The sequence below is a fragment of the Haloarcula sp. CGMCC 1.6347 genome, from assembly GCF_037078395.1.
Lineage (GTDB): Archaea > Halobacteriota > Halobacteria > Halobacteriales > Haloarculaceae > Haloarcula > Haloarcula amylolytica.
Genome location: NZ_JAYMGX010000001.1, coordinates 591,229 through 612,540, shown reverse-complemented (window position 1 = coordinate 612,540; position 21,312 = coordinate 591,229). Strand labels below are relative to the sequence as shown.

The 21,312-nt window shown below is 64.8% G+C and carries 23 protein-coding genes and 2 tRNA genes; 1 reads left to right on the top strand and 24 read right to left on the bottom strand.

What is annotated here, in order from left to right; genetic code table 11:
• Position 1: 1 nt before the first annotated feature.
• From VI340_RS03295 to VI340_RS03180, 24 genes are all read right to left on the bottom strand, one after another.
• Positions 2-1,741 carry a glutamate--tRNA ligase gene (locus tag VI340_RS03295; protein WP_336357780.1) on the bottom strand — a complete coding sequence of 580 codons (1,740 nt, stop codon included), beginning with the start codon at positions 1,739-1,741 and terminating at the stop codon, positions 2-4.
• A 775-nt stretch (positions 1,742-2,516) separates the two neighbouring features.
• A complete protein-coding gene (locus tag VI340_RS03290) occupies positions 2,517-3,452 on the bottom strand; it encodes an ArsA family ATPase (protein WP_336357779.1) in 936 nt (311 codons plus the stop codon).
• Positions 3,453-3,540: 88 nt separating this feature from the next.
• Positions 3,541-4,581 carry a geranylfarnesyl diphosphate synthase gene (idsA3, locus tag VI340_RS03285; RefSeq protein ID WP_008310347.1) on the bottom strand — a complete coding sequence of 347 codons (1,041 nt, stop codon included), beginning with the start codon at positions 4,579-4,581 and terminating at the stop codon, positions 3,541-3,543.
• A 4-nt stretch (positions 4,582-4,585) separates the two neighbouring features.
• Entirely contained in the window at positions 4,586-5,932 is a 1,347-nt protein-coding gene (locus VI340_RS03280; protein ID WP_008310348.1) for a ribonuclease J, read from the bottom strand.
• A gap of 264 nt (positions 5,933-6,196) precedes the next feature.
• Positions 6,197-7,705: a hypothetical protein gene (locus tag VI340_RS03275; RefSeq protein WP_336357778.1), complete on the bottom strand. Its 1,509-nt coding sequence runs from the start codon at positions 7,703-7,705 to the stop codon at positions 6,197-6,199.
• A gap of 171 nt (positions 7,706-7,876) precedes the next feature.
• Positions 7,877-8,632, bottom strand: a complete 756-nt coding sequence (locus VI340_RS03270; protein ID WP_008310351.1) for an isopentenyl phosphate kinase — start codon at positions 8,630-8,632, stop codon at positions 7,877-7,879.
• Positions 8,629-9,612, bottom strand: coding sequence for a mevalonate kinase (mvk, locus tag VI340_RS03265; protein ID WP_336357777.1), 984 nt, complete (start codon positions 9,610-9,612; stop codon positions 8,629-8,631). Before mvk ends, VI340_RS03270 begins: the two co-directional genes overlap by 4 nt.
• Before the next feature lie 66 nt (positions 9,613-9,678).
• Positions 9,679-11,862, bottom strand: coding sequence for a PAS domain S-box protein (locus tag VI340_RS03260; protein WP_336357776.1), 2,184 nt, complete (start codon positions 11,860-11,862; stop codon positions 9,679-9,681).
• Positions 11,863-12,231: 369 nt separating this feature from the next.
• Complete coding sequence (locus VI340_RS03255; protein WP_336357775.1) at positions 12,232-13,569, bottom strand: cytochrome P450; 1,338 nt, start codon at positions 13,567-13,569, stop codon at positions 12,232-12,234.
• A gap of 70 nt (positions 13,570-13,639) precedes the next feature.
• On the bottom strand, positions 13,640-14,020 hold the full coding sequence (locus VI340_RS03250; protein ID WP_336329794.1) for a DUF5518 domain-containing protein: 381 nt from the start codon (positions 14,018-14,020) through the stop codon (positions 13,640-13,642).
• A 58-nt stretch (positions 14,021-14,078) separates the two neighbouring features.
• On the bottom strand, positions 14,079-14,462 hold the full coding sequence (locus tag VI340_RS03245) for a DUF5518 domain-containing protein (RefSeq protein ID WP_008310356.1): 384 nt from the start codon (positions 14,460-14,462) through the stop codon (positions 14,079-14,081).
• A 101-nt stretch (positions 14,463-14,563) separates the two neighbouring features.
• The gene (rpsB, locus tag VI340_RS03240; protein WP_008310357.1) at positions 14,564-15,385 is read right to left on the bottom strand and encodes a 30S ribosomal protein S2; all 822 of its coding nucleotides are present in this window, start codon (positions 15,383-15,385) and stop codon (positions 14,564-14,566) included.
• Positions 15,382-16,587 (bottom strand): phosphopyruvate hydratase, encoded by a 1,206-nt coding sequence (gene eno, locus VI340_RS03235; protein ID WP_008310358.1) that lies wholly within the window; start codon positions 16,585-16,587, stop codon positions 15,382-15,384. Before eno ends, rpsB begins: the two co-directional genes overlap by 4 nt.
• A 2-nt stretch (positions 16,588-16,589) precedes the next feature.
• Positions 16,590-16,763 carry a DNA-directed RNA polymerase subunit K gene (locus tag VI340_RS03230; RefSeq protein WP_004516796.1) on the bottom strand — a complete coding sequence of 58 codons (174 nt, stop codon included), beginning with the start codon at positions 16,761-16,763 and terminating at the stop codon, positions 16,590-16,592.
• On the bottom strand, positions 16,760-16,960 hold the full coding sequence (locus VI340_RS03225; RefSeq protein WP_004516797.1) for a DNA-directed RNA polymerase subunit N: 201 nt from the start codon (positions 16,958-16,960) through the stop codon (positions 16,760-16,762). The genes VI340_RS03230 and VI340_RS03225 overlap by 4 nt, the downstream gene beginning before the upstream one ends.
• Positions 16,961-16,972: 12 nt before the next feature.
• Positions 16,973-17,371 (bottom strand): 30S ribosomal protein S9, encoded by a 399-nt coding sequence (locus VI340_RS03220; protein WP_004516798.1) that lies wholly within the window; start codon positions 17,369-17,371, stop codon positions 16,973-16,975.
• A complete protein-coding gene (locus VI340_RS03215) occupies positions 17,365-17,802 on the bottom strand; it encodes a 50S ribosomal protein L13 (RefSeq protein WP_008310363.1) in 438 nt (145 codons plus the stop codon). Before VI340_RS03215 ends, VI340_RS03220 begins: the two co-directional genes overlap by 7 nt.
• Positions 17,799-18,149, bottom strand: coding sequence for a 50S ribosomal protein L18e (locus tag VI340_RS03210; RefSeq protein ID WP_004516800.1), 351 nt, complete (start codon positions 18,147-18,149; stop codon positions 17,799-17,801). The genes VI340_RS03215 and VI340_RS03210 overlap by 4 nt, the downstream gene beginning before the upstream one ends.
• A gap of 24 nt (positions 18,150-18,173) precedes the next feature.
• Positions 18,174-18,258: transfer RNA gene (locus VI340_RS03205), tRNA-Leu, on the bottom strand.
• 104 nt (positions 18,259-18,362) lie between these two features.
• Positions 18,363-19,142, bottom strand: coding sequence for a DNA-directed RNA polymerase subunit D (locus tag VI340_RS03200; protein WP_064288321.1), 780 nt, complete (start codon positions 19,140-19,142; stop codon positions 18,363-18,365).
• Positions 19,143-19,145: 3 nt separating this feature from the next.
• Positions 19,146-19,535, bottom strand: a complete 390-nt coding sequence (locus VI340_RS03195) for a 30S ribosomal protein S11 (RefSeq protein ID WP_004516802.1) — start codon at positions 19,533-19,535, stop codon at positions 19,146-19,148.
• Entirely contained in the window at positions 19,532-20,047 is a 516-nt protein-coding gene (locus VI340_RS03190) for a 30S ribosomal protein S4 (protein ID WP_004593562.1), read from the bottom strand. The genes VI340_RS03195 and VI340_RS03190 overlap by 4 nt, the downstream gene beginning before the upstream one ends.
• On the bottom strand, positions 20,047-20,580 hold the full coding sequence (locus tag VI340_RS03185; protein WP_008310371.1) for a 30S ribosomal protein S13: 534 nt from the start codon (positions 20,578-20,580) through the stop codon (positions 20,047-20,049). The genes VI340_RS03190 and VI340_RS03185 overlap by 1 nt, the downstream gene beginning before the upstream one ends.
• A 21-nt stretch (positions 20,581-20,601) precedes the next feature.
• Positions 20,602-20,686: transfer RNA gene (locus tag VI340_RS03180), tRNA-Ser, on the bottom strand.
• A gap of 218 nt (positions 20,687-20,904) precedes the next feature.
• Here VI340_RS03180 and VI340_RS03175 point away from each other — a divergent pair.
• Positions 20,905-21,204: a hypothetical protein gene (locus tag VI340_RS03175; RefSeq protein ID WP_336357774.1), complete on the top strand. Its 300-nt coding sequence runs from the start codon at positions 20,905-20,907 to the stop codon at positions 21,202-21,204.
• The last annotated feature ends 108 nt before the right edge of the window (positions 21,205-21,312 follow it).

Below are 21,312 nucleotides of genomic sequence, written 5' to 3'. Positions count from 1 at the left end.
CTCAGGGATGGGTGAAGTACGCGACGGACTCCGTGTCCGGGTCGTCCGCGACCTCGTCGAGGCGGGCGAAGCCGATACGCTCGAACTGAACCACCTCGTCAGCGTCGTAATCGAGCAGTCCCGGTTCGGCCACGCCTGACACGTCACCGTCCATCGTCCGGAGGCGGACCTGTGGCCCATCAGCCGGTGCCCAGTGAATCACGTCGACGCCCTCCTCGCGGACGGCGTCGATGTCGTCGCCGGTGTACTCGAAGGCGTCGCGGGTGTGGCGCACGCAGCCGTACCCCTTGAGCCAGATACGCTCGCCGTGGCTCGGCAGGTCGTCGCCCTCGACGACGACACCGCTGGTCACGGGAATCTCGCGGCGGCCACGCTCCTCGAAGTCCGGGTGCAGTGGCGGTTCGCCGGCGTCCGGCCCGCCGACGACCTGCCGCTCGACGAGGCCGCCGTGGTCGTCGCTGTTCCGGACGAAGAACGCCCGGTCCGAGTCGTCGTCGATCAGGTCGCGGTTGTTCGAGTAGATCGAGGACATCGCCAGATCGACGTTTGACGTGGAGGTCCCGAGTTCGATCATCGCGTCGACGACGGCCTCGCCGCGAATGCCGCGCCGTTCGAGGCTGGCGACGGTCGGCGCTCGCGGGTCGTCCCAGCCCGCCAGTTCGCCGTCCGCGATGCGTTCGGCGATGCTCGACGTGGAGAGGGGCACGTCGTAGGCGTCGACCTGAACGTGGCCCCAGTGGATGACCTCGGGGTACTCCCAGTCGAAGTAGTCGTAGACGAACTGCTGGCGCTTCGCGGAGTCCTGCAGGTCGATGCCGCGGATGATGTGCGTGACGCCTAGCAGGTGGTCGTCCAGCCCGCTCTGGAAGTCGAGCATCGGCCAGCAGCGGTACTCCGCGGCCGCCTCGCGGGGGTGGGGCGTGTCGACCATCCGGAAGGCGACGAAGTCCCGCAGCGCGGGGTTCTTGTGCGTGATGTCGGTCCGGACCCGCAGCACCATCTCGCCGCTGTCGTACTCGCCCTCGACCATCGACTCGAACTCCGAACGCGTGGTCTCGGCGTCCTTCTCGCGGTGGGGACAGGCCTCGCCGCTGTTCTTCAGGTCGGAGAACTCACCCTGCGGGCACGAGCAGGTGTAGGCCCCGCCTTTGTCGATGAGTTCCCGGGCGTACTCGTAGTAGGTCTCGACCCGGTCGCTGGCGTTGACCACCTCGTCGGGCTCGAAGCCGAGGTAGTCGATGGCGTCCAGAATCGCGTCGTAGGCGTCCAGGTCCGGCCGCTTGGTCTCGGGGTCGGTGTCGTCGAAGCGGCAGATGAACTCCCCGTCGTAGCGTTGCTTGTACGTCCCCACGACGGCGGCCATCCGCGCGTGGCCGATGTGCCACGGGCCGTTGGGGTTGGGCGCGACCCGCATCCGGACGGTGTCGTACTCGTCGGCGTTGGGCAGGTCCGGCAGCGGGTGGTCCTCGCCCTCGTCCTCGCTCTCCAGTTCTTCGAGTTTATCCGGCGCAAGTTCGGCCAGCCGCTCGCGGCGTTCAGAACTACGCATCCCGTTGACCCGCTCGACGACCGGCGCGATGACGCCCGGAATCTCGTCGCCGTACTCGCGGAACTCCGGGTTCTCGCCCATGAGTGGCCCCATGATCGCTCCGACCTGTGCCTCGCTGTCGTGTTTGACCGCGTTCAGGAGGGCGCTTGTCTCCGCCGCCTCCGTGATTCGGTCTCGCAGCTCGTCGTCCATTACTGGGACCTGCGACTGGGAGGGTCAAAACGCCGTCGGGTTCAGCCAGCTATGGGGGCAGGGTGTCAGCAAACAGTTCGCATAGCTCCTTGGTCTGCAACGATTCGCTTCACTCAGTACGGGGTGCAGGCATACTGGTTAGTACAGCGAGTACCGTCAACAGCCCATACTTGTGGAGACGGTCCGAGAATCCACTGTTCCGTTGCTACCGATACGGACTTCTGCAAACCGGGAATTACAGTCGAAATGGTCAGTTGTTACTGGGTACGTTCCAGTCGTCTGTGTTGCTTCGTCCGTCACTGTGAGGAGGTACCCTGGGGACGGAATTTCCAACCAAAGTGTCCCGTTCGGTGGCAGTGTTTCTGTACGGGTTAGGACTGAAGAATTACTGTCAGTATGTACTATCTCGACAGATACGGTTCGGTTCATCGGGCTAGCATTCCAAACCTGAATCGGCAAACCATCCCCAGTGGCACCGACCTGGATGACGACAGAGGGTTCGGCTTTCGTTCCTTGGTATGGAGCCGGAACAGATGGATCAATCGTCGGCGTGTCAGTCGTCGTTACATCGGGCGGGCCGCTGTGGGCAGAAAGGGTGGGAAACAGGAGTAGCGAAGCTACGATGCCGACAGTGATAATGAGAAACACCGCAAGAATCGGACGGAGATTCATGACGCAAGCAACTCATCTCTGGCCGCATGTGTTTTCTGGTTGGTAAGTTCGCAGACGGGCTGCGTATTCTACGCAGGACGGTTTACCCACAAACGAAGAGTAGTTATTCAACAGCACCTAACGAGTCCGCGACCCGTTCCAGCGCGCTAAGACCGGTCACCTCGCCGGACTGGTCGGGCACCGTCCACAGGCCCAGTTCGGGCAGTGACTCCCGAAGTGTAGCAATAGCCTCCTCCTGCACGGCCTGCTTCCCCTGACAGCGCTGGCAGTCGCCGGGGTCCTCGATGACCTTGTTGACGACCAGCGTCGTCACCGGCACGTCGAACTCGCGGAGCTTCTGGACGAGTCGTTCCGTCTCGCGGACGGCCATCGTCTCGGGAATGGTGACGACCCGGAACGCCGTCTGCTCTGGGTCTCGCAACACTGTACCGACCCGCTCCATCCGCTCGCGCATCGCGGTGAAGTCGTCCGGACCGTCGTCGCGTCGGCTCGCCATCGGGCCAAACATCATTGTCCGGGCGGTGTTGACCTTCCGGCGGACCTGATCCCGGAGGTCCATCGCCGTCGCGACGCCGCGGTCCATCACCGACGGCAGGTCGAGCAGGCGGAGCGTGTGGCCGGTCGGGGCGGTGTCGAACACCACGCGGTCCCAGCGGTCGCTCTCGATGTACGTCGCCATGCCCTCGATGGCCGCCAGTTCGTCGCTGCCGGGCATCACGCCGGTCGTGAACAGGTCGGCGATTTCGTCCTCGTCAATCCGGACCCCGGCGTCGGAAAACTCCGACGCCAGCGCCTCGAACAGCGACCGGTAGCGGTCGATACCGGTCTGCGGGTCGATCTCGACACCCCACAGCCCCGACTGGATTTCCGTCGGGTCGCCGCCGACCTCGGTCTCGACGGCGTCGGCCAGCGAGTGCGCGGGGTCAGTGGAGACGACCAGTGTCTCGTGGCCCGCCGCTGCTAGCCGGTAGCCGGTCGCCGCGGCTACGGTCGTCTTGCCCACGCCGCCCTTGCCGCCGTAGAGGAGGAACCGAGTCACACGACTGCCTAGGGGCTGACAGGTCTTAGTTGCTGACCAGCACTGTTCAGGGTCGAAAGACGCGGGGAAAAACGGACTGTCGGAGCGCTCAGTAGTCGCGCTCGACGAGGTAGTTCGCGATACCCTCAAGCAGGTAGCGAGACTCGTTGTCCGGCAGGACTTCGAGGTTCTGCTTGCCGCTCGCGATGAGATCCTGCCCGGTCTGGCGGGCGTATTCGATGGATCCAACGTCGCGCAGGCGCTCGACGGCCGCGTCGATTTCGGCCTCCGAGACGGCTTCGACGGAGTCCGTGTCGATCAGGTCGCCGACGTCGACGCCCTGCTGGCGAGCGTGTAACGTCACCAGGGTCTGCTTGTTCTCGACGAGGTCGGACCCGCGCTGCTTGCCCAGTTTCTCCGAGGGGGTCGTCAGGTCCAGCAGGTCGTCCTGAATCTGGAACGCGCGACCCACGTCGAGCCCGTAGTTGTACAGGGCGTCGACGGTCTCCGCGTCGGCCCCGAGCAGCGTGGCCGGAATCGAGGCGGCCGCGCCGTACAGCACGGCCGTCTTGAGTTCGACCATCTCCAGGTACTCCTCGGGCGTGACGACGTCGCGTTGCTCGAACTCGATGTCGAGGGACTGGCCCTCGCAGATGCGGGTACACGTCGTCGCGAGTCGCTTGTTCGCGTCGACGGTCCGCTCGGGGGCCGCGCCGGTATCGAGCAGGAACTCGAACGCTTTCGAGTACAGCGTGTCGCCGGCGAGAATCGCCGTCGAGAGGTCGTACTCCTTGTGGACGGCGGGCACCCCGCGACGGAGCGCGTCGTCGTCCATGATGTCGTCGTGGATAAGCGTGAACGTCTGGATGACCTCGATGGCGAGCGCGGCCGACATCATATCGGCCTGCCCGCCCTCGAGCGTCGGGAAGTCACGGTAGTCTGCCGTCAGCGGGTCGACGTCGAGCAGCGACTCCGCGACCAGCAGCAGGACCGTCGGGCGGAGCCGTTTCCCGCCCGCGTCCAGCAGGTAACGCGACGCCTCGTAGAGGTGGTCCGGCTTCTGCACCGGAAGGTCCTCGGGGAGGGCGTCGTTGACCCGGTCTCGTCGGGCGACAATCGCGTCTTCGACCTGCTGATGGCGTTCGGACATCGATTTACTCGGTGAGCTGGATCATGTTGCCGTTGCGGGTGATGTGGAGGTCCCGTCCGGCTTTGTAGCCCATGTCTTCCGCGAGGTCGACGTACGGCGCGAACCCTTCGAGGCTCTGGTGGGCCGGGATAACGTTCTTCGGCTGGAGCGCGTCGAGCATCTCGTAGTGGCCCTCACTGCGGAGGTGACCGGAGACGTGGATGTCGTCGTAGATTCGCGCGCCCTGCATGCCCAGGAGCTTCTCGGACTGGTAGCGCTGGCCCTCGTTGGTCGGCTCCGGAATGACCCGGGCCGAGAAGAGGACCTTGTCGCCGTCGTCTAGCTCGTAGGGCGTCTCGCCGCGGCCCATCCGGGTGAGCATCGCGCGGGGCTCGCCCTGGTGGCCGGTAACGATGGGGAAGAAGTTCTCCTTGCCCTCGTTCATGATCCGCTTGAACGTCCGGTCGACGGACTTCCGGTGGCCGTACATTCCCAGGTCTTCCGGGAAGTCGACGAAGTCGAGTCGTTCGGCCGTGCCGGAGTACTTCTCCATTGAGCGGCCCAGTAGCACCGGCTGGCGGCCGATGTCGTCAGCGAACTCGACGAGGCTCTTGACACGGGCGATGTGCGAGGAGAACGTCGTGGCGACGATGCCGCCGTCGTAGTCCTCAATGCTGGTCATGACGTCTTTGAGGTGGCGACGAGCGACGGATTCGGAGGGCGTGCGGCCCTTCTTACCCGCGTTCGTACAGTCCTCGATATAACAGAGGACGCCCTCGCCCTCGCGGCCGATCTCGCGGAACCGCTTCATGTCGATGGGGTCGCCGATGACCGGCGTGTGGTCCATCCGCTTGTCGAGCCCGTAGACGACTGCGCCCTCCGGCGTGTGAAGCACGGGGTTGATCGCGTCGATGATGGAGTGTGTGACGTTGACGAACTCCAGTTCGTTGCGCTCGCCGATGGACATCGTCTCGCCGGCGCTCATCTTGACGAGGTCGTTCTGGACGCCGAACTTCTCCTCGCTCTTGATCTGCTGTTTGACGAGTTCGATGGTGAACGGCGACGCGACGATGGGGGCGTCGTAGCGGTGGGCGAGCTTGGATATCGCGCCGATGTGGTCGAGGTGACCGTGTGTCGGCACGATGGCCTTCACGTCGCCTTCCAGGTCGGACATGACCCGGTCGTCCGGGATGGCACCCATGTCGATGAGGTCCAGCGAGTGCATCCGTTCCGTCTCGACGTTGTCGTGAATCAGTACCTTCGAGAGGTTCAGGCCCATGTCGAAGATGACGACGTCGTCCCCTGCACGGACGGCCGTCATCTGTCGGCCTACAGCCTCGTAACCGCCAATTGTCGCAATTTCGACTTCCATGGTTGTAGCTCCGAGTGGAAAGCCGGCCGCGGGCATCCGGTGGGGCACGGCAACGACGGTATCTGCAATGTAGGCGACTTCATCCGCGTCGGCGCTCCAGGCCAGTCGGGTACGCCCGTAGCCTGTGCAACCGCAGTGGGAGGGACTTCCGTCCCGCAACTTACATCCGCCGTCTGCCGGCCGCCGAACCGCAGTCCGCGAGCGGCCGTGCGCTCGGTTACTCCGGACTACAACGGCGCTTCTTAAAACGGTGTGGGTTCGTCGCTACTCGTCGTCTAAGGGGTCCGAGAGCGGGTCGTCGTCACTGGAGACGTCGAAACCAGTGACACCGTCGTCCGCGAGCGTCGTGTCCTCGTCGTCAGTCGCGTCCGCGTCCTGTGACTCCACCTCGCCCTGTACGCTCTCGTCGGCCCGGGAATCGGATTGCTCGTCAGCAGTGCCGCCACCGAACAGGTCGTCCGTCGTCCGCGGGCCACTGGACGTGTCTGCCCTACCGGATTCGTCGAGTAGTCGGGTGTCCTCGGTCACGGCGTCGTGCTGGTCCGCCTCGGCGTCATCTGGTGATCCGACAGCAGTGGGTCCGGTATCGGCTTCAGGTTCGGTTTCCCAGTCGTCGGCCGGTACTGGTTCGTCCGCTCCCCAGTCGTCAGCCGCAGCGGGTTCCTCGCTCTGCGTGTCGAACTCCGCAGGGTCCGGCGGAGTCCACTCCTGTGGTTCCGTGCTCAATTCTGGTTCCTCGCCGGCGTCCTCGGCGAGCAGGTCGCGGTCCGACTGCTCGCTGGGTTCAGACTGGGGCTCTACCGTTTCCGATTCACCGGCGAGGTCCGTCGGGGATGGCTCCGCAGTGGTGTCGTCCACTGCTTCAGATTCCGGTCCAGCAACGTTTTCCGCCGGCTGTTGGTTCGATAGCTGTTCGTTCTGGGCCGTCTCCACTTCGTCTTCGTCTGTCGCCGCGGCCATCGTGTCGTCTGTCGCCGCGGCCATCGTGTCGTCGGTCGACGGTGGTCCTGAAGTGTCGTCGGTGTCCAGAAGGTCCTTGTCTGTCACTGGATCATCGCCTGCTACCGGGTCATCAGCTGTTGCCGGGTCAGCATCCGCCAGCGGATCTTCGTCGGCTGCCGTCACCGGTGCGTCATCAGTCCCGGCCGCCGAAGCGTCGGACGTAGCGGACGCCACTGTCCCGTCGGATGGGTCGGAGGGTTCCTGGGACGCGTGGATCCCCGAGTCTCCGGACGAGTCCGCATCCGGCTCGGAGTCAGCGACCGGCTCCGATACCTCGGGTTCGGCCGTTGCCGGCTCGACAGTCGCTGAGTCGGCAGCCGGTTCCGTCTCCTGAGAAACCGCCGGTTCAGTCTCGGCCGACTCCGTCGTCGGTTCTTCCGACTCCGAATCCGATTCGGTCGCCGCTGCGGCGCTACCATCGGCCGTTTCAGTTGCTGCCTGGTCGCTCGCTGGAGGACTGGCGGCTGCCACGTCGCTCGCACCACGCTGTGCTGTCTGGGCCGCGAGCGTGCCCGCCATCGTCGCGTCGGCGATGAGCTTGTGGCTCAGGCCGAGCAGGCCGGAGAGCAACAGGAGGCCACCGAGCGCACCGACGACGATACCGAGTACCGCGCGATAGCCCGCGTTCCCCGCAAGCGAGCCGAGCGAGCCGTTCTGTATCAGCACGTACCCTGCAGCGATGAGGCCGCCACCGACGCCGGCGACGACAAGCAATGTCCCGAGAAACCTCGTTCCGTATCGATAGACGTCGGTCAGACCTACTGCAGACATAGTCGCATAATTGATAACAGAGGACAAATATGTTACGACAGTCGAAGAAGTGATATTTAAGCTACCAGTCTGCCAGGCCTGGGCAGAGATACCGCTGTATCAGCCAGCCTGGGCACACTATGGACTAAATCGCGTTCTGGGACGGGCCAGTCGACGACAGTAGTAGCAGTCTCACCAGTCGTCGTCATCACCAGCGATAGTCGTTCCCGGGCTCTCACCGGCGAGAAACGCGGGGAGCGCGTCGGGTCCGAACACGACGGCGGGGGCCGAGAGGGCGAGCAGCGCACGGACCTTGCCGGCCATCCCACCCGACACGTCCGTCGCGTCGCTCTCACCCAGTGCCGATGCGACGGCCTCGAATGTCTCGATGCGGTCGATGACGGTCCCGTCCTCGTCGAGGACGCCGGGAACGGTCGAGCAGACGCCGACGCGGTCCGCGTCGACGGCGGGCGCGAGTTCGACGACCAGTTCGTCGCCGCTCAGAACCGTCGCGCCCGCACCGGCGTGTGCGACGAGGTCACCGTGGAGGACCGGGACGAACCCCTCGTCGAGCAGCGTCGTGACCTGCGCCGTCGGCAGCGAAAGGTCGCTGTCGGCGTCGCGTGCGGCCGCCGAAAACGGGTGGACCGGAACAGCCGGGACTCCTTGACCGGTGAGTTCATCGACGACAGCGGCGTTGAGCCGGCACATCGCGCCGTGGATGGCCTGCACGCCGCCCACGTCGCGGGTCCCCGCAGTCGTGCTGACGCCGTATTCGGCGGCGTGATGGTGGCCGAAGCTCCCGCCACCGTGAACGACGACGATATCCTCACCGACCGCCGATTCGGCGATAGCCGAAGCCGCCGCCGACAGAGCCGCCGTATCGACCGTCTCGGGTTCGTCTTTCTTCGTGATGACGCTCCCGCCGAGTTTGAGGACGGCCGTCATTCCTGCCGGACCCCGTCGGTGTCCAGTTCGGCCCGGAAGACGTCCTCACACCCCGGCGTGTACTTCAGCGCCGTGAGCGCATCGTCCGTCTCGTCCAGCGCGACGATACAGCCGCCGCCGCCGGCCCCGGTGAGTTTCGCGCCGTGTGCGTCGGCGTCGCGGGCCGCCCACACCATCGAGTCCAGCGACCGCGACGAGACGCCCAGCGCAGAGAGCAATCCGTGGTTGAAGTCCATCAGCTCCCCGAGCCGCTCGTAATCGCCCGTTTCCAGCACCGCTTCGCCCTCGCGGACGATATCGCCGATTGCCGCGACGGTGTCGGCAGCGAAGTCGTATTTATCGCGGAGGTTCCGGACGCCGGCGACCAGCGCCCCGGTATCGCCGGCCCCGCCGTCGTAGCCGATGACGAAGGGGAGGGTATCGATGCCGTCCAGCCGCCGGCAGTCGTCGCCCTCCACGCGGACCGCCCCGCCCATCGCCGAGCAGAACGTGTCCGCCCGCGAGGCCTGCCCGTCCTGTACCTCGTGTTCGACCTGATAGGCACGGTCGGCGATTTCACTGGCCGGCAGTTCGACGCCGAGTTCCCTGGTCGCCGCGTCTATCGCCGCGACGACGAGCGCGGCAGACGACCCCAGCCCTGCCCCGAGCGGGATGTCGCCCTCGACGGAGATCTCGAAGCCCGCTTCCGGCGCGTCGGCCGCGTCACGGGCCTGTGCCACTGCCTCGTTGACGTACCCCATGCCGGCTTCGACGAGCGATTCGGCGACGTCCACGTCCGGATGGCTCTCCCCGTCACCGGAGTACTCGACGGTAAAGCCGTCCAGTTGCAAGTCGTTCGCGTGGATTCGCAACCCCTCGTCGATCTCGGTTGCCGTCACATGCACTCGCCGCTCGATAGCGCAGGGCACCGCCGGCTCACCGTAGACGACCGCGTGCTCCCCGAACAGGTACACCTTCCCGGGAGCGCTCGACGTGACCATACCCGCTCGTGTGCACCCAGGGCGTTAGGCGTTTTCGGAGTCGTCGGTCAGGAGAACGCCGGGGGACTACTCGGACACAGTGTCGACGTCGGTGAACTCGAACCGCGCGCCGCCGTCGGCCTCGCTCTCGATACGGACCGTCCAGCCGTGGGCGTCAGCGACCTGTTTCACGATGCTCAGGCCGAAGCCGGTCCCTTCGGCTGCTGTCGAGTAGCCGGCGTCGAACGCGTCTCCGCGGTCGGCCACAGGGATACCGGGACCGTCGTCCGCGACGTAGAAGCCGTCGGCCAGTTCGCCCACGGTCACGGTCACGTCGTCACCGCCGTGTTCGACCGCATTGCGGACGAGATTCTCGAACAGTTGACGGAGGCGGCTCTCGTCGGCGCGGATGGGGCGGGCTATGTCAGTGCGGAGCGTCGCGGCTTTCGTGTCGACGTTTTGCCAGCACGTCTGGACGAACGGTTCGAGGTCAACCATGACGGGCGACGCGGGTGACGTACCGTCGCGTGCGAGCGTGAGCAGGTCGTCGATGAGCGTATCCATTCGCTGGTGTGCGCCGTCGATAGCGTCGATGTGCTCGCTATCGGACTCCTCACGCAGTAGTTCGAGGCGTCCGCGGGCGACAGTCAACGGGTTCCGGAGGTCGTGACTGACGACGCTGGCGAACTGTTCGAGCTGTTCGTTTTGCTGTTCGAGTTCCTGCTCGCGTTCCTTGCGCTCCGTGATATCACGGCTGATCGCCAGGAACCGGTCCTCGCCGTCGAGGCTGAGTCGGAGCAGATGTACTTCGACCGGCATCGTCGACCCGTCGCGGCGTTCGTACAGGCCTTCGAACTTCCGGCGCTCGTCGACACTGAACCCGGAAAGCTGGGTCTGCACGTCCTCGGCGTCGAACGTCAGGTCGAACTCCCAGATCGACCGTCCGAGCACCTCGCTCTCGTCGTACCCCAGCTCCGCACAGAACCGCTGGTTCACGTCGCAGATCGTCCCGTCAGCGTCAAGCACGTCGATCATGTCCGGTGAATTCTCGAAGAGGGCTTCCAGCCGCGACGACGTTTCCTCTAATCGTTTCTCGCGTCGTTTCCGCTCCGTGATGTCCTGCTGGAACCCGACGTAGTTGACGACTGTCCCGTCGTCGTCGTCTCGAACCGGCGCGATCCGAACCCTGTTCCAGAACTCGGTCCCGTCCTTCCGGTAGTTCCTGAGTTCGACCGTCACCCGCTCCTCTGCGTCAATCGCGTCCCGCATTGTAGCGACGGACTCCGGATCGGTGTTCTCGCCCTGTAGCATTCGGCAGTTCTTCCCGAGTAACTCCGGAAGCGAATAGCCAGTCAGGTCGCGGTAGTGGTCGTTGGCGTAGATCAGCGGATTGTCCGTCTGGCCAGGGTCGGTGATAACGACACCGACCGGGGCCTCGTCTATCGCGCGTTTGTTCCGGAGTAGCTTCTGTTCGCGCTCTTTCCGGTCGGTGACGTCCCGAGCGACGCCGACGATGCCGTCGATAACACCATCGACGACCAGCGGCGTTAGCTGGTACGCGACCACCGCGTGTCCGTGGCCGGGGAACTCCGCTTCGATTTCGCCGCTAAGCTGCTCCCGCGTTCCGTCGAGCAGTTCCTGGTAGCGGTCTGTTTCACCCTCGGCTCGAATACGCGGAACGAGTCTACTGGTCTGTCCTTCGAGCGCAGCGCGCGTCGTGTCGTACCACTCTGCTATGGTCTCGTTGACGATTTCGAACCGCCCCTCCGCATCGTAAATACAGGCTGCCTCCTGCATGGAGTTGACCATCCGCTCGTAGCTCCGGAGCGCTCGGTTCCGTTCGCTGACCGCCTGCTGTGATCGGGAGTGGTCGACGGCGTCAAAGATTCGGTTCGTCAACTCCACATGCTGTTCGGTGCCCGGCTCTTTCCTGAGGTAGTCCGTGACACCGGCCGAAATCGCCTCGCTGGCGACCGCTTCGCTCCCCTGTGCGGTGTAGATAATAAACGGGAGGGTCGGGTGCTCGTCACGGACCGTTTCCAGAAGCCCGATACCGTTCTGTTCGGGCAGGTCGTAGTCGGAGACGAGACAGTCTACGGTATCGTCAGCCAGCCTCGCCACAGCCTCGGGAGCAGTGCGCACCGTTTCGACCGTGAAACGGCCGTTCTCGCGTTCGAGCGCCGTCGACAGCGTTTCGGCGTCGTCCGAATCGGTGCCGACGTAGAGGACCTGAACCCTGTCGTCCCCGTTGACAGCGGTCTCAGACGTCATTCGGTATCCCGTTCGAGTCCGGCCGTTGCGCCGGGATAGATATCGTTCCCTGCTCAAGAGCAGTCGAAGCGATATGGCTCTGGGAACTGTCTCGGGACAGGTCCGGTCGCAGGACAACTGCAAACGGCGCGGGACGATTGCCGCCAGTGGTGTTCTGCAGCAGTGTCATGATGGTCGAGTAGTCGGCTGTGAACGGGGCCCTCCCACCGTGACCGCGGCTGAAATCGGTCACCGGAGAGACGTTCAGCCCGCTGTTCTTGTACGCTTACACGGGGTTCTGCAGTAAATAGCTGATGACCAAGTCCCTGTCACGTCGAACCCGCACTGTGAGGCGACGACGGCACCGGAGTGGTCCCATCGGAGTCCGTGCTACCGTTCCTGCACGCGCATCGACATTTCCTGCCGAGGATGGGCGGTCAGCGACGGCAACAACTCCAGAGGCGTCTCCCCCTGAAACTCCAGTCGGTACTGGCTAGCCGTCGTCGCGATGATGAGTTGTGCTTCGAGCATGGCAAGATGCTTCCCGATACAGTGGCGCGGGCCACCACCGAACGGGAAGTAGGCGAACCGGGGCCGCTCGCTGGCTCGTTCGGGCTTCCAGCGCTCCGGGTCGAACGTCTCTGGGTCGTCGTAGAACCGCTCGGAGCGGTGGACGCCCCACTGCGGGACCATCAGCGTCGTCTCCGCCTCGACCTCGTAGCCCGACAGCGTCACGTCCTCGGTCGGCTCCCGGAATATGGTGTACACCGGTGGGTAGAGCCGCATCGCTTCCTGAATCACCCATTCGAGGTAGTCCAGTTCGCGGACGTGCTCCATCCCCGGCCGGTCGTCGCCGATGACGTCGTCGAGTTCCTCGTGGACCCGCTGTTCGACTTCGGGGTGTTCCGACAGCAGGAACCAAGTGTAGGTCAGCGTCAGCGCCGTCGTGTCGTGACCGGCAAGCAGCATGGTCATCATCTCGTCGCGCAGTTGGTCGGGCGACTGGTTCCCCTCGTCGCGGGCACGCAGGAGCACCGACAGGAAATCCATCGGGCCGTCCTCAGCCGTCCCAAGCGAGTCCTCGCGAACCGCGATGATGTCGTCCAGCACCTCGTCCAGCGTCCGCACGGCGCGGTCGAACTCGGCGTCGTCGGGCATCGGCATCCACTGGGGCATGGCGAACCGGATAGGGTCCGGCTCGAACCGCTGACCCAGCGGCAACAGTTGCTCCTCGATAGTCTGGACTCGCTGCTCGGAAAGCTCGACGCCCATCATCAGGTCCAGAATCACGTCCAGCGTGACCCGGGTCATCGACTGCTCGGCGTCGATGACGTCGCCGTGAGACCAGTCGGCAATCCGGTCCTCCGCGTGGCCGGTGATGCGGTCGGCCATCCCAGACAACCGAGCCATCGAGAACGCGGGGTTGGCGAGCTTTCGCTGCTGCTCCCACGTCTCTCCCTCGCTCAGCAACAGCCCGTCACCCAGCAAATCACCCAGCGCATCGCCCTGGAAGTCGGGCTTGCGGAACTGGTCGGCCTCCGAGACCAGTACGCGCTCGATTGCCGTCGGGTCACACAGCATGACCGTGTCCATCGGCCCCATGTCGAATCGGGCAACGTCGCCGTATGCTCGCTCCAGCGCCGAGATAAACCGGAACGGGTCCCGAGCGTACGTACGGCTACTGCCGAACAGCGGTTCGCCCTTCGGTCCGGGCGGCGTCTTTGACATCGGCTGACGTTAGTGTCGGACACGCTTGAATGGCATGCCAAATGTCGGGAAGAGCGCGGTTCAGGCACGTTTAGAGCCAGCGGTTGGCGTCTAGGTTCCAGTCGGTGTGTCCCCTTACCCAGACGCCGCCGAGACCACCGAGGGCGCTGAGACCGACAGTGTACAGCAGAAAGAAGCTGAACACGAGCGCCAGAAACAGGTCGTACCCCGGTGCGCCGGGTGGAATCCCGAACCCGAGGAGACCGGCGATGTACAGCGCCGGGAGAAAGAGGGCGAGCAGCGGCACCATCGCGCAGACGCCGGCCAGCGCCCCCAGCCAGAGGCCGGTCCGGTAGCCGCCGCCGTGGTTCGCCGCGGCCACGGCACCCCCAGCCACCGACGAAAAGGGAATAAAGGACAGGGCAACCGTGACGAGCGCCCCGATACCAGCGTTAGTCACCGACTCACGCATATGCGTTCTCGGTAGTGGCGTCCCCCGTGATGTAGTTACCGACAGCGCGGCTGGCCAGTCAGTCGCCGATGGTCGTGTCGTACTTGACGTAGTTGCCCAGCCAGCCGCCGAGTGCGCTCAATCCGAGGAAGTACGCGGCCGTCATTACCGTTCCGAGGGCGAGCACGAGCAACCCCATCGCACCGAACACACCCAGTGCTTCGGGAACGAACGCCAGAAACGCGGCCAGGAAGACGAACACGACCACGAAGAAGATCAGCGAGATCGCCAGCCCGATGACGCCGGACAGGAACCCGACCCGGACCCCGTCGTCTCGCTCGCCACCTTCGAGATAGCCGGCGATACCGCCGCCGAGCAGCGGCGCGAGCGGGACGAACCCACTCAGCAGAGCGGTCGCGACGGCACCGATGACGGCGTTGACGAACGTGTCTCCCTCTTCCATTTCCCGGTGGTACTCCGGGCCTCGTGGTAGGTCTTGTGTTGGCGACACCGGCGTCGCCACTTGTGCGTCAACGGGCCGGAAAACGAAACAGTTCAGCGACGTTAGATGTCGGACTCGAAGTCGTCGAGTCCGTACGTCGGCTCGGCACCGCGGCGGTCGAGCGTCTCGTTGGCCAGCAGCCAGTAGACGACCGACAGCGCCTTGCGCCCCTTGTTGTTCGTCGGGACGACCAGGTCGACGTTCGACGTGGTGTTGTTGGAGTCACACATCGCGATGACCGGAATGCCGACCGTGATGGCCTCCTTGACAGCCTGGGCGTCACCGATCGGGTCGGTGACGACCACGATGTCGGGTTCGATGTAGCCGTCGTAGTCGGGGTTGGTCAGTGTGCCGGGGATGAACCGGCCGGTGCGGACGCGCGCGCCAATCGCTTCGGCGAACTTCTCGGCCGGGAACCGGCCGTACTGGCGCGACGACGCGGCCAGGATCTGCTCTGGCTCGTAGTTGGCCAGGAAGTCCGCGGCGGTGCGGATGCGCTCGTCGGTCATCGAGACGTCCAGCACGTAGAGCCCGTCGGTCCGGACGCGGTGGATGAACCGCTCCATGTCCTGGGTCTTCTGCTGGGTCCCGATGTGGACACCGGCGCCGAGGTAGTCCTCGACGGGGATGAGGAGGTCGGCCTCCGACTGCTCGTCGGGCATGACGTCCTCGTCCAGCTGTGGGCCGGCGGCCTCGTCGGCCTCGGCCGCTTCGTCGGCCTCTGTGTCGGCATCGGTTGGTTCGGCCTCCGTCGCCTCCGCGGCGTCGTCGGCGGGCTGTTCGGCTTCCGTTTCGGTCTCCGCGTCGGCCGCTTCGTCGTCCTCGTCGGACGGATCGAAGTCGGAGTCGGACGCGTCGAGACCTTCTTTTTCGTTGCCGCTCATACTGCGTTGTCCTCGATACGGATTAGTTCGTTCAGCTTGGCTGTGCGCTCGCCGCCGACCGCGCCGGTCTTGATGAACGGGGCGTCTGTGGCGACAGCGAGGTGTGCAATCGTCGTGTCTTCCGTCTCGCCGCTGCGGTGGGAGACCACGGATTCGTAGCCGCTTGCCGTCGCCAGTTCGATGGCGTCGACAGCGTCGGTGAGCGTCCCGATCTGGTTCGGCTTGATCAGGATGGAGTTCCCGGCGTCGGCGTTGATGCCGGCCTGCAGGCGCTCGACGTTCGTGACGAACAGGTCGTCGCCGCAGACGAGCGTCTGGTCACCGACCTGTGCGGTCAGGTCCGCGAAGGCCTCGTAGTCGTTCTCGTCGAGGGGATCCTCGACGTAGACGAGGTCGTACTCCTCGACCTTCCCGGCGATGTACTCTATCTGCTCCTGTGTGGACTTGACGCCGTCGTCGTAGACGTAGCCGTCCTCGTCGGCGTCGTAGAGTTCTGCGCCGGCGACGTCGAGGCCGAACGAGATAGCGAAGCCGAAGTCGTCGGCCACGGTCTCGACGGCTTCGTCCATGATCTCGAACGCTTCGTCGTCCGAGACGGATGGTGCCCAAGCGCCCTCGTCGCCCTTGCCCGCTGGCAGGTCGCGGTCGGCCAGGATGTCGTGGACCTCCTGGTGGACCGCGGCGTTGGCGAAGACAGCCTCTTCGACGCTCGGTGCGCCGACAGGGGCCGCGAGGAACTCCTGGATGTTGGTCGCGTCCGCGGCGTGCTCGCCGCCGCCGATGATGTTGCCCAGCGGCGTCGGGTACTCGTTGCCCCGGAACGTGCCGCCGAGGTGCTGGTACAGCGGTGCGCCCAGCACGTCGGCACCGGCCTTGGCGGCCGCCATCGAGATGGCGACCGCGCTGTTGGCCCCGATGCCGGAGAAGTCGTCGGTGCCGTCGGCGGCGTGGAGCGCCGCGTCGACGTCACGCTGGTTCCCGGCGTGGACCTCGCCGATGAGTCGCGGGAGTGCCTCCTCGCGGGCGTTGGCGATAGCCTCGTTGGCGGGGAGTTCGATGGCCTCGTACTCGCCCGTGCTTGCGCCGCTCGGTGCCTTGCCACGACCGAAGCCCCCACTCTCGGTGAGAACGTCGGCCTCGACGGTCGCGTTCCCGCGGGAGTCGAGGACGCGGCGGAGTCGGATGTCAGTGATGAGCGTCATCGTTAATCACTCCTGTTGACCGTGAACGGTAGGACGCCAGCGTCGTACTCCTCGGCGGCGATGAGTATCGGCTGGGTGTGTTCCGTCTCGATAAGCACGGGAGCACCGTGGGCCAACTGCAGCGCTCGTGCGCCGAGTTTGCGGGCCTTCTCGTAGCGGCTTTCCTGTGCGTTCATTGGTAGGGTGAGACGATGTCGACGAGGTCTTTGTGTGAGACGAGCATCCGGCGACAGCAGTGCCGCTCGACGCCGAGTTCGTCGAGGACCTTCTCCGGGTCCTCTGGCTCCTCGGCCTCGCGGGTGCGTGCTTTGAACTCTTCCCAGTGCTCGCCGACGACGTTACCGCACGTGAAACACCGAACCGGTACCATCATACCTGTATCACCTTAGCGGTACGATTTCTGGTAGCGGGCCCGCGCACCGGGGCCGCCCCACTTCTTGGGTTCGGACTGGCGAACGTCGTTGACCAGCAGCGAGCGGTCGAACTCCATGAACGCGTCACGGAGTTCGGCGTCGTTGGTGTGGTCGACGAGCCCGCGAGCGATGGCGGTTCGGGCGGCGTCTGCCTGCCCCATGACGCCGCCACCTTCGACGGACACTTCGACGTCGACCTCGCCGCGGAGGTCGTCCTCAGCGATGCGGAACGGTTCCAGCATCTTGAGCTGCGCCAGCTCGGGGTCGACGAGTTCGACCGGCTGCGAGTCGATACGCACGCGGCCCTCGCCCTCGCGAACGGTCGCGCGGGCGACGGCGGTCTTCTTCTTGCCAGACGTGTTCGTTACCATGTCTTGTTCGCTCCAAGCGTTTCGCTGATCTCGCCCAGCGTGACGAACTTGATGTTCGACAGTCGGTCAAGCGACGTGCCGTCTAGGACCTCGCCGTCCTCGTCGTACGGGTTGCCGAGGTAGACACGGACGTTCTCGAACGCCTCGCGGCCACGCTGCTTCTTGTGGGGCAGCATGCCACGGATGGTGCGCTTGAAGATGCCGTCCGGTCGCTTGGGGTAGAAGTACCCGTTGTCGTTACCGATGTCGACACGTTTCTTGTACTTCTCCGTGATCTGCTCCTCTCGGCCGGTGATCACAGCGCGCTCGGCGTTGACGACAGCGACCGTCTCGCCGTCGAGTGCCTGTTCGGCGACCTGTGATGCGACGCGGCCCATGATACAGTCGCGGGCGTCAACGATGACATCCGCGTCGAACTCTGCGACGCTCATCGGATCACCCGGACGTGGGAGCCTTCTGGGTTGTTTTCAATTGCCTGTTCGAGTGATACAGCCTCTCCAACCTGGTCGATCTTCGTCTCGGCGGTTCCGGAGAAGTCGACAGCGGCGACGGTGACGTCCTTCTGCAGGACACCGGAGCCAAGCACCTTGCCGGGCACAACGACGGTTTCGTCTTCCTGGGCGTATCGTTCGATACGGCCGAGGTTGACTTCCGCGTGTGTGCGCCGTGGCTTTTCTAAGCGCTCGGCGACGTCGCCCCAGACAGCACCGCCCGAACTGCGGGCGGCTGACTTCAGGTCGGCGATGAGACTACTGAGTCTCGGGTTCGTCTTACTCATATGATTCCTCCGTTGTGGGAAAAGTGCAGGGAGCAGGATTTGAACCTGCGGACCCCTACGGGACAGCGCCCTGAACGCTGCGCCGTTGGCCAAACTTGGCTATCCCTGCGCGCGATTGTTCGTTTTGCGTGCCCCGTAAAACCCCTTTCGGTCCTCGCGCTCGGGGAGCGGGCGGTCATCGGTAGTGGTGGGGTGTGTCGGGGCATTGTGTCGTTACAGCTGGACTGCGTCTTTCAGTTCGGTCGCGCGGTCACGCAGCGTCTCGACCGCGCGCAGGACCAGTTCCTCGGTGGTGAACGACCCGTCCGTCTCGACGTGGAACACGAACGCGTTCGGCACGTCCGAGACCTCGACGTCTTTGCCGGGGTAGCGGTTCCGGAGGTCGTTGTCGAACTCGTCTGTCGCGACGAGCTCGCCGTTTGTGGCGTCGCCGGCGGCGTGTTCGGCCGCCTGCTCTTCGATGACGCCACGCAGGATGTTCGGGTCGTCGTCCTCGAACTCGCCGAGGTCGCCGACGACCTCCACCTGCTGGAGGTGTCGGTAGCCGACGGCCACGCCGCCCTGATGTTTGGCGTGTTCCCGACCGGTATCGAGGACGGCATCTGCCTCGACTTCGAGACGTTGGCCCTCCTTGAGGTCGATGATCGGGATGTTGTCGTCGGCCGCCTCGACCATCGGGTCCGAGGAGACGAGGTCGCTGGAGTAGGCCGTGCTCGGCCCGTCGACGGACAGCGACAGCGTCACCTCGTCGCCGATCTCGAAGTCGTCGAGGTCGGTCGTCAGCGGGACCAGTCCCAGTCGGAGACCGATCTGCTCGTTGAACATCACGCTGGTGTTCTCGATGACGCGGACGGTATCGATACTGAACGTCGGTACGTCCGCGACCATCGCTCGCCGGACGCCGTTGGCGAAAGCCGGCGTGATGCCGCGCACGAGGATCCGTGCCTCGCGCTCGCCGCGTTCGACGAACTCAACCTCGTAGTCCTGTGTCATTGGTTAGAATCCGGAGTTCTTGGGTGCACGAGTACCGTCGTGCGGGGTCGGCGTGACGTCCTCGATGCGACCGATCTCCAGACCTGCTCGGGCGAGTGCGCGGATCGTCGCCTGCGCACCCGGACCGGGCGAGGTCTGGAGGTTGCCGCCGGGACCGCGGACCCGGACGTCGACGCCCTCGACACCGCGGTCGAGGGCTTTCTCCGCAACGACCTCGGCCATCTGCATCGCCGCGTACGGCGACGCTTCGTCGCGGTTCTGTTTGACGACCGTCCCGCCGGAGCTCTTCGCGAGCGTCTCAGCGCCGGTCTGGTCGGTGATGGTGATGATCGTGTTGTTGAACGATGCGTGTACGTGGGCGATGCCCCAGATGTCTTCGGTTTCTTCGCTCATTCTTGGGCCTCCGCGCGCTCAGGATGGAGTTCGTCCGACAGCGAGCTGTGCTCGTCGAAGCCGACCGAGCTCTCGACGGCGGTCTCCACCGTCATGCCGGGTCGAGTGACGCGAGCGTCGTCCAGCACGATGTGTCCGTGGACGATGAACTGGCGGGCCTGCTCGGGCGTGTTCGCGTAGCCCTTGCGGTAGACGACCGTCTGCAGGCGACGTTCCAGCACGTCGGTCACGTCGAGCGACAGCACGTCGTCGAGCTGGTCCTGCTCGTTGAGGATGCCGTAGCGCTTGAGCCGAGCGAGGAACTCCTCGGACTCGGTCTCGTGCTCGCCGGCGCTGCCCAGCAGCTTCCGGGCCTCGCGGCGGTAGCCGCGGAGCTCGGACTGTGCGCGCCAGAGCTCTTCTTTGTTCTTCAGGCCGTAGCGGCCGATGAGGTTGGCCTCGTCGGCGATGCGTTCGCCCTGGAAGGGATGATTCGGCGTCTCGTAGAACTTCGTGTTTGAACCAAGCGCCATTATTCGTCATCCTCCGCGGCGGCTTCCTCAGCCTGCTCTTCTTTGATCGCCTCGACGTTGACGCCGATGGTTCCCTCCGTCCGGCCGGTGGACTTGGTACGCTGTCCACGGACCTTCTGGCCGCGTTTGTGGCGGACACCGCGGTAGGAGTCGATCATCTTCATGCGGTTGATGTCCTGCCGGCGGGTGAGCTGGAGGTCGTTGCCGGTCTCGTGGGTGGTCTCACCGGTGAAGTAGTCCTTCTGGTGATTGGCCATCCACTCGGGCACCTCGTCAGCGAAGTTCTCGACGTGGTCGACGACGCGCTCGATGACGTCGTCGTCGAGCTTGCCGAAGACCGCGCGCCGGTCCACGTCCGCCTTCTGGGTGATGATTCGGGCGGCCCGGTGGCCGATACCGTTCAGTTCTGTCAGTGCTCGCTCGACGGATTTCGTCCCGTCGAGGTCTGTCTGTCCGATACGGACGAAATAGCGGATGTCCTCCTCCTCTTCGGCATCCGCGTCCTCGCCCGCGTTGGGGTCTTCTGCACTCATATGTAGGTACTGATGGGTGAGCGTCGTGGCGGGGATTCGAACCCCGGAGGCTGTACGCCACAGAGTTAGCAACCCTGCGCCTTGGGCCAGGCTTGGCTACCACGACACGCGTTCTATGACACTCGCGCCCGCAGCACGCGGACTCGGGGGCTGGTCCCCCTACACGAGTCTATCCGATTCTATTCCGGGGTTGTATTTAAACGCAACGAAGGGGCCCGACAGCGTGACTTCGGGACATACCCACAGAGACATGGAATCGCAAGCATCGCTGCACTTGTCAGGTGCCAGCATAGCACATTCGTCGATAGGCGCCCATGTCGACGTATGCGCCAGCGCGTTACCGACGGCGGCAACAGCGTCGACCCGACCGACCGAACAGCGGTCCGTGACCATCTGGAACGGTTCTCAGGGTCCGGCACGGTTACCGAAACGGACGACGGCACCCTCCGGGCCGACTTCAGCGGCCGAACCCACGTCGCAGTGGCCCCCGACGGGACATTAGACACCGGCATGCCGCTGCACTCGTTTGCCGGGACGCCGGAGCGACTCGTGTTCGACCACGACAGCGGCGAGTTGCGCGCCGAGTTGGACGGGGAGAGCGTCTACGTGTTTCGACGTCCATAGAGAGATAGTGTTCTTCGCGCACGCGAGAGTGACACATTAGAGCTTATCCGCTGTTGCGGGGCCGGGGCAGCAGACTGCCCGCATTCGACGGGTCACAATCCTTATCGC

Coding starts and splice junctions, on each gene's coding strand:
- VI340_RS03295 (WP_336357780.1), bottom strand. CDS start 1,741: ATGGACGACGAGCTGCGAGACCGAATCACGGAGGCGGCGGAGACAAGC.
- idsA3 (WP_008310347.1), bottom strand. CDS start 4,581: ATGTCCGAACGCCATCAGCAGGTCGAAGACGCGATTGTCGCCCGACGA.
- VI340_RS03280 (WP_008310348.1), bottom strand. CDS start 5,932: ATGGAAGTCGAAATTGCGACAATTGGCGGTTACGAGGCTGTAGGCCGA.
- VI340_RS03275 (WP_336357778.1), bottom strand. CDS start 7,705: ATGTCTGCAGTAGGTCTGACCGACGTCTATCGATACGGAACGAGGTTT.
- VI340_RS03270 (WP_008310351.1), bottom strand. CDS start 8,632: ATGACGGCCGTCCTCAAACTCGGCGGGAGCGTCATCACGAAGAAAGAC.
- mvk (WP_336357777.1), bottom strand. CDS start 9,612: ATGGTCACGTCGAGCGCTCCCGGGAAGGTGTACCTGTTCGGGGAGCAC.
- VI340_RS03260 (WP_336357776.1), bottom strand. CDS start 11,862: ATGACGTCTGAGACCGCTGTCAACGGGGACGACAGGGTTCAGGTCCTC.
- VI340_RS03255 (WP_336357775.1), bottom strand. CDS start 13,569: ATGTCAAAGACGCCGCCCGGACCGAAGGGCGAACCGCTGTTCGGCAGT.
- VI340_RS03250 (WP_336329794.1), bottom strand. CDS start 14,020: ATGCGTGAGTCGGTGACTAACGCTGGTATCGGGGCGCTCGTCACGGTT.
- VI340_RS03245 (WP_008310356.1), bottom strand. CDS start 14,462: ATGGAAGAGGGAGACACGTTCGTCAACGCCGTCATCGGTGCCGTCGCG.
- rpsB (WP_008310357.1), bottom strand. CDS start 15,385: ATGAGCGGCAACGAAAAAGAAGGTCTCGACGCGTCCGACTCCGACTTC.
- eno (WP_008310358.1), bottom strand. CDS start 16,587: ATGACGCTCATCACTGACATCCGACTCCGCCGCGTCCTCGACTCCCGC.
- VI340_RS03230 (WP_004516796.1), bottom strand. CDS start 16,763: ATGAACGCACAGGAAAGCCGCTACGAGAAGGCCCGCAAACTCGGCGCA.
- VI340_RS03225 (WP_004516797.1), bottom strand. CDS start 16,960: ATGATGGTACCGGTTCGGTGTTTCACGTGCGGTAACGTCGTCGGCGAG.
- VI340_RS03220 (WP_004516798.1), bottom strand. CDS start 17,371: ATGGTAACGAACACGTCTGGCAAGAAGAAGACCGCCGTCGCCCGCGCG.
- VI340_RS03215 (WP_008310363.1), bottom strand. CDS start 17,802: ATGAGCGTCGCAGAGTTCGACGCGGATGTCATCGTTGACGCCCGCGAC.
- VI340_RS03210 (WP_004516800.1), bottom strand. CDS start 18,149: ATGAGTAAGACGAACCCGAGACTCAGTAGTCTCATCGCCGACCTGAAG.
- VI340_RS03200 (WP_064288321.1), bottom strand. CDS start 19,142: ATGACACAGGACTACGAGGTTGAGTTCGTCGAACGCGGCGAGCGCGAG.
- VI340_RS03195 (WP_004516802.1), bottom strand. CDS start 19,535: ATGAGCGAAGAAACCGAAGACATCTGGGGCATCGCCCACGTACACGCA.
- VI340_RS03190 (WP_004593562.1), bottom strand. CDS start 20,047: ATGGCGCTTGGTTCAAACACGAAGTTCTACGAGACGCCGAATCATCCC.
- VI340_RS03185 (WP_008310371.1), bottom strand. CDS start 20,580: ATGAGTGCAGAAGACCCCAACGCGGGCGAGGACGCGGATGCCGAAGAG.
- VI340_RS03175 (WP_336357774.1), top strand. CDS start 20,905: ATGCGCCAGCGCGTTACCGACGGCGGCAACAGCGTCGACCCGACCGAC.